Annotated in this window: 9 protein-coding genes; 3 read left to right on the forward strand and 6 right to left on the reverse strand. The window is 41.8% G+C overall.

The window, feature by feature from the left end; translation table 11 throughout:
- Positions 1 to 228 precede the first annotated feature (228 nt).
- Both gap and GQR93_RS13990 read right to left on the reverse strand, forming a co-directional pair.
- Complete coding sequence (gene gap / locus GQR93_RS13985; protein ID WP_035444157.1) at positions 229 to 1,239, reverse strand: type I glyceraldehyde-3-phosphate dehydrogenase; 1,011 nt, start codon at positions 1,237 to 1,239, stop codon at positions 229 to 231.
- Between the two features lie 257 nt (positions 1,240 to 1,496).
- The gene (locus tag GQR93_RS13990; protein ID WP_003550750.1) at positions 1,497 to 2,855 is read right to left on the reverse strand and encodes an FAD-dependent oxidoreductase; all 1,359 of its coding nucleotides are present in this window, start codon (positions 2,853 to 2,855) and stop codon (positions 1,497 to 1,499) included.
- 310 nt (positions 2,856 to 3,165) lie between these two features.
- Here GQR93_RS13990 and GQR93_RS13995 point away from each other — a divergent pair, with 310 nt between their 5' ends.
- Complete coding sequence (locus GQR93_RS13995; RefSeq protein WP_003550752.1) at positions 3,166 to 3,390, forward strand: hypothetical protein; 225 nt, start codon at positions 3,166 to 3,168, stop codon at positions 3,388 to 3,390.
- A gap of 150 nt (positions 3,391 to 3,540) precedes the next feature.
- On the opposite strand, the gene GQR93_RS14000 is transcribed toward GQR93_RS13995, so the two are convergent.
- The 3 genes from GQR93_RS14000 to GQR93_RS14010 all read right to left on the reverse strand — a co-directional run bounded on the left by GQR93_RS14000 (position 3,541) and on the right by GQR93_RS14010 (position 7,352).
- Entirely contained in the window at positions 3,541 to 3,945 is a 405-nt protein-coding gene (locus GQR93_RS14000; RefSeq protein WP_223800172.1) for a flavodoxin family protein, read from the reverse strand.
- A 374-nt stretch (positions 3,946 to 4,319) separates the two neighbouring features.
- Positions 4,320 to 5,720, reverse strand: a complete 1,401-nt coding sequence (locus GQR93_RS14005) for a flavocytochrome c (protein ID WP_003550756.1) — start codon at positions 5,718 to 5,720, stop codon at positions 4,320 to 4,322.
- Positions 5,721 to 5,939: 219 nt separating this feature from the next.
- Entirely contained in the window at positions 5,940 to 7,352 is a 1,413-nt protein-coding gene (locus GQR93_RS14010; RefSeq protein ID WP_003550759.1) for a class II fumarate hydratase, read from the reverse strand.
- 542 nt (positions 7,353 to 7,894) lie between these two features.
- On the opposite strand from GQR93_RS14010, the gene spxB reads away from it, so the two are divergent.
- Positions 7,895 to 9,655 (forward strand): pyruvate oxidase, encoded by a 1,761-nt coding sequence (gene spxB, locus GQR93_RS14015; protein ID WP_003550761.1) that lies wholly within the window; start codon positions 7,895 to 7,897, stop codon positions 9,653 to 9,655.
- 288 nt (positions 9,656 to 9,943) lie between these two features.
- On the opposite strand, the gene GQR93_RS14020 is transcribed toward spxB, so the two are convergent.
- Complete coding sequence (locus GQR93_RS14020) at positions 9,944 to 11,104, reverse strand: RNA-guided endonuclease TnpB family protein (RefSeq protein ID WP_035444160.1); 1,161 nt, start codon at positions 11,102 to 11,104, stop codon at positions 9,944 to 9,946.
- Positions 11,105 to 11,700: 596 nt separating this feature from the next.
- Here GQR93_RS14020 and GQR93_RS14025 point away from each other — a divergent pair.
- Positions 11,701 to 12,534: an FAD synthetase family protein gene (locus GQR93_RS14025; protein ID WP_003550765.1), complete on the forward strand. Its 834-nt coding sequence runs from the start codon at positions 11,701 to 11,703 to the stop codon at positions 12,532 to 12,534.
- Positions 12,535 to 13,249 lie beyond the last annotated feature (715 nt).

The following is a 13,249-nucleotide window of genomic DNA, read 5'->3' on the forward strand; positions in this document are numbered from 1 at the left end:
TTCGCTTGAGCTGGTTTCATGGTAACGCAGGATTAAGACAACAACAAGAAAGGATTCCTTGACATTGGGGTTACATACCGGCAAAAAGCGATCGTTTCCAGTTATAAGTTTTCGATTACCAACAAGCCATTTAAACTATGTGACATTTAACGACAAAAAAGCCGAGGCTCAAAGCAGCCTCGGCTTTCTCGTATCGATGTGATGGTTCGAGTCACATTTTGATTTTAATTACTTGTCTCCAAATGCCTTTGCAGTTCTAATCATATTGGCAACAAAGCCATATTCGTTGTCATACCATGTAGCGGTCTTAACAACTTGGAACTCACCATTGGTTGTAACTTCGGTTTGAGTTGGATCATAAACGGCCCCGTGGGTATCGCCAATGATATCGGATGACACAATTTCATCTTCATTCCAGCCGAATGCCGGGTTATCCTTGGTGTAAGGCTTAATTGCTTCATTAACTTGGTCGGCAGTCACGTCTTTAGTTTTCAAAACGGAAACCAATTCGCAAACCGAACCGTCAACAACTGCTACCCGTTGTGCGTGACCATTCAAATGACCATCGAGTTCTGGAATGACCAGCCCAATCGCTTTAGCAGCACCAGTTGAATGAGGAATAGTATTTGCCGAAGCGGTACGATTTGGACGAGCTTTCTTTCCTTTAGGCCCATCAAGAATCATTTGGGAACTGGTGAAAGCATGGATAGTCGTCATTGTACCGACTTCAATACCAAATTCTTTATTCAGGTAATATGCCATAGGTGCCAGCGCATTTGTCGTACATGACCCTGCAGAAACGATTTGATCACTTGCGTCCAATGTGTCATCGTTGACATTATAAACAATTGTTTTAATTGGACCAGCTGGTGCGGAAATCAAAACTTTCTTAACGCCGGCATCCAAGTGGGCCTGAGATTTTTCTTTAGAAGTGTAGAATCCGGTACATTCAAGAACTAATTCAACACCATCGTCCTTAGCCCAAGGAATTTGTGATGCATCACGTTCAGCATATACGTGAAATTCATGACCGTTGACAATAATCGAATCATCGGTCGAACTAACGTCATATGGTAAAGTGCCATGGGTTGAGTCATATTTGAACAAATAGGCAAGCATTGAAGGTGTCGTCAAATCATTGATGGCTGTTACTTCAATGTCAGGATCGTTAATCTCCAAAATTCGGCGGAGTGCTAAACGACCAATGCGTCCAAAACCATTAATCCCAATTTTAACCATATTTTTCCCTCCTAGAATAACTAAACAGGCACAATTAAACCGTGCCCCAACTTTTAACATTTAAAAGTATATGCCGGTTTCAGTTTTTATCAAGCAATTAGACTCTTCATCTAATAACGCCAAATATGCCAATCAACTTGTCTAAACTGTCGCAATAAAAGGTGATGCATGTCCGTTAAAAAATCGGTCTGAATATAAAAACAGAGATGTCACAAAAACAAACTGTGTCATCTCTGTTTTATTGAATTTACCGATCGTTATTTTTGATCAAGTTCACGTTGAGCTTTTTGTGCTGCAACATTAATAATATTCCATGGACGATCAAACCCGGGTTGGAAGAAGAAATCTGCATAAGCCAGATCATTAACCGTCAATTTTTGTTGGATAGCTAAGGAAATGACATTCATGTTTGCCGTAACATCAGCTTTTGACATGATTTGAGCACCTAAAACCCGACCATCCTTTGGATCAAACGTTAATTTGAACTGGACCTTTGGATTTTGATCTGCCGGCACAAATGGTGGTCGATACGTATCTTCAACGTAAACCGATTGCGTTTCAACTCCGAATTTGTCTGCAGTACCTTCTTTAATACCGGTTGAGGCAAAATGATAATCAAATACGCTTAACGCAGAAGAACCTGATACTGCCGGTGTCGGATTCTTTGCGTCGGTCAGGTTTTTCACTGCGTAACGTCCCTGGCGACGACCATTTGTGGCCAACGCAATTTGAGCGGGCTTATCAGTCGGTGCGAACTTAATCTTAGTTGCATCACCAACCGCAAAGATATCGGGTTGACTTGTTCGTTGGTAGTCGTCTGTTTTGATTGTTCCATTACTGTTCAAATCAAGTGTATCGGCAAGCCACTTGGTATTTGGCTTGACACCAACAGCCTCAACAACCAATTCAGCAGGATATTCGGCCTGATCAGTGACAACCTTTGTCACCTTGCCATCCTTGCCCACAATTTCTTTAACCGTTTCACCCGTAGCGGCATGAATACCATTTGCCTGCATTTCATCTGTTAAAACACTGGTAAATTCTTTATCCAGGTAAACACTTAACAAGCGTGGCAAAATATCAACAACCGTAACATTCTTACCGGCTTTGGCAAAGACTTCTGCTGCTTCAATGCCAATGTAGCCCGAACCGATCACAACGACATTCTTAATAGTCGGTTCAACCGTTGCTCTCTTTAGCTTCATTGCCCAGTCACGACCACGCATGTAATAGACATTTTGTAAATCATTACCGGGAATCGGTAATGCGACCGGAACCGCACCAACACTTAGAATTAACTTATCATAGCTTTCATCGCGTTCTGACCCATCAGCCAAATTTTTAACATGGACTTCATGCTTGTCCGGCGAGATTGACGCGATTTCTTGTTGTACAAAAACATGGACACCTTGGGCACGCATCCCCTCAGCAGTCGCATAACGAACGTTGTTAACGTCCTTGACAACGCCTTCAAGGTATAATTGCATCCCACATGAAAGGAAAGAAACAAAATCTCCTTTTTCATACCATTGAATTTCTGCATCCGGATGAGTTGCTAATAACTCGCGAACTGCTTCGTAACCACCGTGTGATGAACCAACAACAATAACTTTCACTATAAATCCCTCCTGTTATTTAACTACCTCTACATTGTAACAATTCTAAAGTAAAAATTCAACCCAATTTAGAATAATTCTAAACAAGAAGTGAGAATAGATCACTTTTACTTAATAGTAACAATCTCCAATTTCAAAGCCAAGTTCAAACATTGCAAATTTTGTCAATCTCATCAATATGACAAAATAAATCAAACTGTAAACTAATTGTGTCTTGTCTTAATACCAAAAATCAATTATAGTAACATTAATTAACGATAAGCCATGTAAAATACAATAACGCACTCAACCATTACTGGAGGTGGTATCCATGTTAAAACAACTGATTTCCCGCTTTGTTAATTCCCTACTGTTATCAGCAGTTTCGTTGGGAACGGTTCTCTTTATCGTTAAAGGGATCGTCGATCTATCCTATACCGGGACATATGCATGGGCGCAATATACCACTTATTTTGTGACCGGGATGATTGGTGTCAGTATCATCATGTTCGCATTTGAAATGATCGAAATTTTGGCTTCAAGAAACCGAAGATGACCAACAACATCCTTCTGGGCATTTAAGCCTCCCAAGTAACCCTTATCTTTCACCAAAAACATCCGACTGTCTAAACGATCATTGTGTCCAAGAATCATTTAGGCAAACCGGATGTTTTTTGGCATCTCACAGTCAGCAAACTTGTCGCTTCTATTGCGTCACGGCACCCTTTGCAAATTCTTCGATTTCTGTCTTCTGATGACCGCTAATATTACCCATTTTAGGCATAACGCCATGGAGAAATAGGTGTTCATCGGAAACCGGGATCCGTTTCTTTTTTAGTACCTTGGTCAATTGCTTCTCTATTGTGAATACGCTTCCAGAAGTACCAAATAAAAAGACTTCCTTAACAGTTGCAGGATCTAAATCTGCGGCATAGGCCTTCAAACGTTTATCGGCACTCATATTATAAACACCGCCACCAAGAAATAGACGATCAACCGGCTCGCTAATCGGTGAATCAATTGATTCGGCCTTTACGTTTAATTGCTCGCTTAACAAGTTGGCTACTTTTTCAGTATTCCCTGTTCTTGAATAAAATCGAATGGCATCCATATTCTGACCTCCCCAAATTATTTTGCGTTCGGTAATTACACCTTTAATTATAGTTCTGAATCCGCTTTCTTTCAAAGATTAGTTCGCCATCAACCTAATTGGTCATAAAAAAAGACTGAACAATACGATGTCGATCAGCCTCTTGAATCAGTTAAAATCATGCTTTCAGCGTTACTCTTTATTAATTGCTAACTTCTGTTTGGTCTTTTCTGACAATTCATCATTTATACGGCCACTTTTAAAGCCTCAGTCAATACTGGTTAATGGTGCCGCCACAAATCCAATAATTGAATACCCAGACGGCATCGATTGGATAATACAGTAGACAATCTTAGTTAAAGACACAGTCTCCTTTTCTTCCAGACAAACATTGCTTAATGCTTCAAATTTGTGACGTATTTATACGACTGCTCGCCTGCCTGACGGCCAAAGATAACCGTTTCGGCAATTGAATTGCCGCCAATTCGGTTATTACCATGAAGCCCACCGGCAACTTCTCCACCGGCAAATAGTCCTTTAATCGGGTGACCATTGTCAGTCAATACTTGAGCTTTCCGATTAATCTTGACACCACCCATTGTGTAATGAACGGCTGGTGCGATATGAATGGCATAGAACGGGGCTTGTGAAATATCCCGATCCATCCCTGTCGAACGGCCAAATTCAGTATCGTTTTTATCAGCAACGTAACCGTTCCAGTTGGAAACCGTCTTTCCCAAATTGGCTGCATCAACATTAATAGTCTTAGCTAATTCATCGATTGAATCACCGTGAACAACCAGGCCGATGTGATCATAAAACTCAATGGCTTTAACATGGGCTCGAATTCCAGTATCCAAAATCAGATAGGCACTCTTTTCAGGCAACTGATTAATGGCGTTCGTCACGTTCTTTCGGGTATCCAGTTCGTTAACAAATCGCTTACCTTCACCATTCACTAGAATGGCACCTTCACCACGGGTTGCTTCACCAATTAAAAAGGCATGATCGGTATCCTGCTGAACGGTTGGATGAACCTGGATTTGATCCATATCCACCAACCCCGCACCCACACTCTGAGCCAATTTAATACCGTCGCCGGTTGCCCCTGGTTGGTTTGTCGTGTTGTAACCAACCAGATCCGGTCGATATTTTTGAATGATATCCTTGCTGGCACCAAAACCACCCGTGGCCAAAACCACTGCATCGGCTTTGATTTGCTTTTGCGTGCCATCACCTAAAGTGACGCTGACGGCGCTAATTGCCTTGTCGGTTTCTTCTAATTTATCAACGTGAACGTTATTGAAAACCGGGATTTCTTCCTTTTCAATAAGTTTAAGCAATTCTGTAACCAGGAAATTGCCAATCGGTGCCATACTGCCAGGACGGTGCGTCCGCTTAATCTTCATTCCGCCGGTAATCGTCACGTCATCCAAATGAATACCGTGATCTGCCAGCCAATCAATTGCCAATGCCCCGTGAGTGGTGAAGTATTGCAGCATTTCTTTATTGTTTAATTCACCGCCGCCACGGTAAGTATCTTCATAAAATTCTTCATAACTGTCCACAATGTGATGCTTGAGTTGAACGTTGGTTTCAGCCGCATTCATCCCTGAAGAGGCCCGGTTGGTATTACCGCCAAAGTTAGCCATCTTTTCAAAGATCACCGGATTCAATCCCAGCTCATGAGCCTGAAGTGCAGCGGTCATTCCGGTTGAGCCGGACCCAATCACGACTAAATCGTATTGGTCTTTTAATTCTTTAATATCAGTTGATTGAAAGACATATTTTGCCATCTTGCGCTTATTTCCTCTCTGTTCATTAGGTTGCTATTTTTGAAAAATCCCAACCCAGGATTTCCCAAATCGACGTTTTATACACCGGGTGCTAAACGCTTTGTTACGCACGTTCTTAGGACTGCTGCGCTAACCATAAACCTGCATGTAAGCTAACGGCCATCAAATTCCAAAAACGGGGATTTAATGCCTGTCAACTGACACTCCGGCTTGTCCCGATTAGCTTCGCGCACTATCAATATTTGTCATCTTCAATGGGTCAACCCATTTATCAAACTGTTCCGCCGTTACCTTTCCCGATTTAATAGCGGCTTCACGAAGTGTCGTGCCGGCTTTATCAGCGGCCTGGGCAATTTTGGCACTATCGTGATAACCAATATGTGGCGACAGTGCTGTAACGGTCATTAATGACTGATCAACTAATTCGGTCATTCGATCAGCGTTAACAGTCAATCCGTGAATCATCTTGTCTGCAAATCCGGTCATTGTGCCGGCTAATAAGTCCGCTGATTCCAGAAAAGCATCGATCAGGACCGGTTTATAAACGTTCATTTCAAAATTACCTTGTGAAGCGGCCATATCAACAACCACGTCATTTCCCACCACCCGAACAGCAGCCATCGTAACGGCTTCGGCCTGAGTCGGGTTAACTTTCCCGGGCATAATGGAGGACCCCGGTTCGTTTGCCGGAATATTCAACTCATCATACCCGGCACGAGGACCACTTGCCAGAAAACGGACGTCATTCGCAATTTTCATCAGATCAGCAGCTAAGGTCTTCATGGCACCATGGACAACGTTTAATCCCGAATGAGCTGCCAAACCGTCAAATTTATTGGTATCAGCTGTGAATTTAAGCCCGTAAACTTTACTCATTCGTTCAGCAATGTCATCCGCAAAATGTGGTGCAGCATTTAATCCGGTTCCAACTGCCGTACCACCCATTGCTAATTCAAGCAGTGTGCCGTCCAACCCCTTTAAATAGGAAAGATCATGTTCAACCATGCTGACCCAGCCACTTACTTCTTGGCCAAATGTCAGTGGCGTTGCATCCTGAAGATGGGTTCGTCCGATTTTAACCGTTCGCCAATAGGTTTCCTGCTTAATCTTTAATTCATCAATTAGATGTTGGGCAGACTCTTCCAGTTTCTGAATGGCTTCACTGGCCGTAATATTCATGGCAGTCGGAAAAATATCGTTTGAACTCTGACCATGGTTCACATCATCATTAGGTAAAATATCAACGCTGCTGTCGATTTGAGCAGCCCTATGTGCAACAACTTCGTTAACGTTCATATTTGTTTGGGTTCCTGATCCGGTTTGGTAAACTTTCAGCGGGAAGTCTTTTCGGAGGTCTTCATCGGATAACGACAGTAGTGAATCAATTGCTTTAACGATCAAGTCGCCTTTTTCTTGATTCAATGCGCCCTCCTCAGCATTTGATTGTGCGGCGGCTTTCTTGATTTGCAGCAAGGCTTTAATGATTGGTAAGGGCATAAACTGACCGGTTGGAAAATTGTTTCGACTCCTCTCAGTTTGTGGTCCCCATAACGCACTTGCAGGAATTTCAACTGGGCCTATCGTATCTTCTTCAACTCGTACATCTTTGTCTGACATATTGGTTACCTCCATTATGAATAATAGTTAAAGTAAACAGTTAATATTATACAATGCGTTTAATTGTTACATTAATCACAATATAAATAAAAATAGTCGCATTTTTTAAAATGCATTTACAGATCACTACCTGATCATCTTACTATCCCTCGTCAGTTATAGTCAATCTCCGGGTAGGCCATTAATAATATTAATATGAGCAAAGCCTTAAAAATCAATCACCTATGTCATATTCAACTACCTGTTTGAGCTACCTTTCTAGTGGTAGGAATAAATTAGGCTTTCATTCTGATTTTCAAAGGAATCGATTGATGATTGACCTCTTTTCACAATGCAATCAATTTCACGACACCTTTCATTTCACAAGCAGTTCCTTTATTAATGAGCCAAAACATCTATGGTAATAGGATTTATCCTTTAACTTTCGGTGTTTTTATTTAAAATTCACTAACTAAAAAATGAAAAGATTAAATTAAAGCGTTTACATTTCACAATCATGCAACTATACTCGAGTAAGTGAAGAGCATTTTACAAAATAATTTTAGGAGGCTTAATTTATGGTTGAAAAGATTAGTGGTTCTGATGCTGTATTAAAGGTGCTGGAACAATGGGGCGTTAACCACATCTATGGCCTGCCAGGTGGCTCATTTGACTCGACCATGAATGCAATTCATAATCAAAAAGATAAGATTAACTATGTTCAAGTACGTCACGAGGAAGCGGGTGCGATTGCTGCATCGGCAACCGCAAAGTTAACCGGTAAGGTCGGTGTCTGCTTCGGTTCAGCCGGCCCCGGTGCGGTCCATTTACTTAATGGCCTATACGATGCTAAAAGTGATGGCGTTCCGGTTGTTGCTTTAGTTGCTCAAGTGCCTACCAGTAATATGAACATGGACTTCTTCCAAGCCATGGATGAAGAACCTATCTTTGATGATGTAGCGGTCTGGAATCGAACGGCAATGACTGCCGATGCCTTGCCGCGAATGACTGATGAAGCCATCCGTCAAGCGTATATGAAGCACGGTGTTGCTGTATTAACGATTCCAAAAGATCTTGGCTGGGCTCAAATTGATAATACTTACGAACCGAATTTGAAGTCACATACCGCACCGGCATATCCGGATCCACGTCCTGAAGACGTTTCCGAAGCCGTCAAGTTAATCAAAGATGCCAAATCACCAATGATTTACTTCGGTCTTGGTGCCAAAGACGCCGCTGATGAATTAAAAGCCGTTTCCGAAAAGTTTAAGATGCCATTAGTCTCATCCGTTTTGGCTAAGGGCATTATTGATGACGATTATCCAGCTTATCTGGGATCTACCGGCCGGGTTGCACCTAAGCCGGGGGCTGAAATCGGATTTAGTACCGACCTGATTCTTTGGGTTGGTAATGATGTGCCATTCAGTGTTTTCCTGTTCAATAAAAAAGCAAAAGTCATTCAAATTGATATCGAAAGTGAAAAGTTGGGTAAACGTCGTCACAACGATGTTTCCATGCTGACAGACTCCAAGAAGGCCCTGAAGGCTATTTTGGATGCCGGTGAAGAAAGAAAGCCATCCGCATTCTATCAAGCTGCTTTGGCCGATAAAACCAACTGGCTCGATTGGCAAAACAGCTTCAAAGATGCCACCGAAAAGCCGGTTCGTCCGGAACCAATATTTGACGTTATTAATAAGACTGCTAGTGACAAAGCCGTCTTCGCCGTGGATGTCGGAAACGTCAACATTAACTTTGAACGTTTAATTTCAATGCATGGCGATCAAAAGTGGGCAACTTCAGGTATTTACGCAACCATGGGCTTTGCACTACCAACTTCAATTGCTGCCAAGATGGAATATCCAGACCGCGACGTTTACAGTCTGAGTGGTGACGGTGGCTTCGCAATGCTGATGGAAGAGGTTATGACTCAGGTTAAATATGGCTTACATGTCGTTAACGTTATCTTCAGTAATGAAACACTCGGCTATATTGAGGCTGAACAAACAGATGATACCCACCAGCCACTTTCCGGTGTTGACCTACCGGATACCAACTGGGCAGAAGTTGCTGAAGGCATGGGTGCCGTTAGCTATACCGTTCGAACCAAGGATGATATGAAGAAAGCCCTTGAAGATGCCGGTAGCACCGACAAACCAGTTGTGATCGATGTCAAGTTGACTCACGATATGCCACTCACAACCCAACACATGTTCATTGACCCTGCATGGCAAGATCAAAAGAAGATTGATGCATTCGTCAGGAAGTATCAAGCTCAAGATTTGAAGCCATTCAGCTACTTCTTAAAGGAAGCGCAGGAAGGCCAACTTCAAACTAACTAGACAAAATTAAAGATGGTTGCTTTCGAAGTAAAGATAATCAGTTAACCCGCTTCGAGTTAACTGATTATGCCGATATTAATACAAACCACCATCGTTTAATCATAATCAAAAAGTTGGGACAAAATTCTTGTTTTGTGCCCAGCTTTTGTTTTGCTGAAAGATGACCTTTGTGAACTACTCGGTTATGAATGACCGAGCTTCTGGGAACACGAAGTAGTATTTAGGCTGTTACATCGGTATGCCGAAAACCCAACTTACAGAACTCCGCTCTTTTACCATGGCTAGTTCCTAACCAATGGCTTTTAGTCCGCAATTAAGGATATTAACTGCCGCATTAATATCTCTGTCGTGATGAGTCCGGCATTCAGAACACGTCCATTCCCGAATATCTAAGGGCTTGGGGCCGTCATTCTGACCGCATGCTGAACAGATTCGGGAAGTGTTTTTGGCGTTCACCATCATTAATTGCTTACCGTACCAGGCACACTTGTATTCCAGCATGGTCCGGAATTGATACCAACTGGCGTTAGCGATGGACTTGGCTAGGTGGTGATTGCGCATCAGATTCTTGGTTTTCAAATCCTCAATCACAATCACATCATAGTTTCTAACTAAGTCCGTCGTCAGTTTATGCAGGTAATCTTTGCGCTGGTTGGCGATTTTTGCTTGATAACGCGCTTTAACCATCCGCGCCCGTTGCCAATTTTGATAATCGTTGAGTGCCATTTTGGATAATTTATGGTGATGATTCCATTGGCGCATCGCAACGGTGGCCTGACGCTTGCGCCGACTAAACTTCGCTTGCCATAAAGTCGCTTGTTTCTCCAGCCACCGGGCATTGAAAGTCCCGTACTTAACCCCATTGGAAGTAATTGCCAAATCGGCGACACCCATATCCAAGCCCACCATTTGGTGAGTCTTCGGCAAGTCATGAACTTCGGTTTCGACCTGCAGGGAAAGATAGTAGCGCCCCGTGGCATCATGACTAATTGTGTAACGCTTAATTTTGGCGTCGGTTAATTGGTTAGTCTTACTGGTCCGAATACTCCCGAGTTTGGGCAATCTTAAACGCCGCTTAGCTTCCACAACGCAAGTTGATTGTCCGGTATAGGCTTGCTTAGCACTATGGCGGGACTTAAACCGCGGATGACCACTCCGATGTTGGAATAAATTCTTAAAAGCAAGTGCGAGATTATGGTTAACCACAAATAAGCTGGTAGAATCACTGGCTTTGAGGAAGGGGTACTCTTGCTTAAACCGTTTAAGCAGGTAATTCATATCGTATTCGCCAACAAACTGACTTTTCGGGTTATTTTCATAACGTTTATTAGCCATGGCTAACATTTGATTCCAAACAAACCGATCGTTGCCAAACAGTTGCCACAACTGATTGATTTGGGCTTGGTTAGGATATAATCGTAGCTTAACCCCTTTAACCACTGTCGTCACTGGGATGCTCCTCTCTTGATTGTTCTTTCTGGTGCTGAATATCAAAATACTTAGCGATTGCCCATTCATTGACAGCCCTGATCCTTCGGTTGCCAATCGCTTGTCGACAACTCCGGACACTGATGGCAGTCATGCCGTTTAGGCACGCTTACTAGTAGTTGGACCTGAACATCTTGAGCACCTTCAGATGAACAATTTTAAAGCCGGGTTCATCAACGGCTTCGTTAACCAGACGTTTGAAAATTTTCTCAACGTGTTTGGTTAAAGCCTGCTACCCATATGTGTTATGGTAATTCGCGTTATGAAACGCAGTTTTGTCATACGTTAATTGATTCGTACTTTTTGCAATAAATATTATAGCATATTAAGAGTGCTATTGTATACGTAGATTCGTAAAAACAAGGAAATTTATTGGCTGGTAATTATCGTTTATTAGCCGTAAAAACGGGGGCAATTCATCACGTCCTTAAAAGAACGTGTTTTCTTTCCCTATCTCATAAAATAGATTATGGTTGAGCAGTCATCTTTAATACCTTATGATTAGAGTTAAGTGTTTACATTAATTTATTAGATCAAATTCGGGGAGAAACCCGCTCATGCAAGTTATTTATCTTGATTCACGTCAACAATCATTCATCCCGTCAAAAAAGCCGATTGTTCTCGCCCTCGGCTTTTTTGACGGCGTCCACAAGGGACATCAATTTGTGATCCAAACAGCTGGAAAAATTGCGAATCAGCGTGGCCTTCCGCTTGCCGTCATGACGTTTAACCGCCACGCATCACGAATTTTTCATCATGATTCATCATCGACATTTCGCTATTTGACCACACTAAAACAGAAAGCCGAACTAATCGAAAAATTGCACGCTGATATCTTATACGTTGTCGATTTTAATCAGCACTTTGCCGGCCTCTCTCCAAAGACATTCATCGAAAAATACGTCATCGGACTGAATGCCAAGATTGTGGTAGCCGGTTTCGATTATACTTTCGGACAAGGTGGGACAACTACCATTGATTCAATGGCAGCTATCAGCAATCATCGTATTCAAACCGTCACGGTTAGAGAACTGGATAGCCAACGGTTAAAAATCGGTTCCAGCCGGATTAGAAAATTGATTGGTCAGGGTAGGATTAAAGAAGCCAACAAATTATTAGGACATCCTTACGAAACAACCGGTAAACTGATCCATGCTCAAATTGACGGCTTATCAATCGTCAATCCTTCAAGCCGCCTGCAGCAGCTTCCCCAAACCGGCAGTTATCTCTGTGATGTGACCGTTTCTAAAGAAAAACAAAAGATAATTGTTCGGGTTCGCCAACCTAAGAAAGGGCACGCAACGGCCGTCATTTACATCAATCGAAAAGCTTTTCACAATCTGCCACACATTAGTTCACTGCCGGTGTCAATTAAGTGGTTGAGTGAGTAAAGCCACTTTTAATGTAGGGGGGGTATCATAAATGTCATTAACCTTAGTTCCTTTATCTTATAATGTCTTACAAGAAATTGCACGACATGATACACCGATCTAAAAAATCACACTAAGTCAAAAATAGAACTACTCACATCCGTAACAGTTACGTAGGCATCACGATCCAAGATTAATGCAGGATTGTGATACTTTTTTATCTGTTGGCAGTTAGATAAAATCACTAATGTTTTTGTAGTTATTCCAAGTCTTGTTTTTAAACGGATAGCTCAGTAACCAATACATATCTAACTACAGACAAAATAAAATTCCTCTCAAAACATTATTTGACAAATTTATATTTCTTCTTATTCAATAAACTGGATATAACCAAGTAAACTCCTGCGATAAACAGCAATAAATCAATAATCCACAAAGGATTTAAGATCGAAACATGAATAAAAATGTTCCTGTTCAAATAGGCAATTATAAGCCCAATCCAAAAATGAGCGTCTTTAAAAAAATATTTATTAAACATTACAATCCACTCCTCCTATTAAACTAAGTTAAAGGGCTTTGTTCTCCACTCTTGACATCAACTACTCTGATTTCGAGAACTAACAAGCAACTACAGTATCTTACCAACTAACTAAAATGCCTAGCTGTAAATCAAAGACATTGATCTGACAGTACTGTCCGTGTATCTAAACACTAATTAGTTTTTGACATTAGTGAC

The sequence above is a fragment of the Lentilactobacillus hilgardii genome, from assembly GCF_009832765.1.
Classification (GTDB): domain Bacteria; phylum Bacillota; class Bacilli; order Lactobacillales; family Lactobacillaceae; genus Lentilactobacillus; species Lentilactobacillus hilgardii.

What these genes read in the sequence shown, in the direction of transcription:
- gap (WP_035444157.1), bottom strand. Translation starts at nt 1,239, where the DNA reads ATGGTTAAAATTGGGATTAATGGTTTTGGACGCATTGGTCGTTTAGCA.
- GQR93_RS14005 (WP_003550756.1), bottom strand. Translation starts at nt 5,720, where the DNA reads ATGGCAAAATATGTCTTTCAATCAACTGATATTAAAGAATTAAAAGAC.
- GQR93_RS13995 (WP_003550752.1), top strand. Translation starts at nt 3,166, where the DNA reads ATGTTAAAACAACTGATTTCCCGCTTTGTTAATTCCCTACTGTTATCA.
- GQR93_RS14025 (WP_003550765.1), top strand. Translation starts at nt 11,701, where the DNA reads ATGCAAGTTATTTATCTTGATTCACGTCAACAATCATTCATCCCGTCA.
- GQR93_RS14000 (WP_223800172.1), bottom strand. Translation starts at nt 3,945, where the DNA reads ATGGATGCCATTCGATTTTATTCAAGAACAGGGAATACTGAAAAAGTA.
- spxB (WP_003550761.1), top strand. Translation starts at nt 7,895, where the DNA reads ATGGTTGAAAAGATTAGTGGTTCTGATGCTGTATTAAAGGTGCTGGAA.
- GQR93_RS14010 (WP_003550759.1), bottom strand. Translation starts at nt 7,352, where the DNA reads ATGGAGGTAACCAATATGTCAGACAAAGATGTACGAGTTGAAGAAGAT.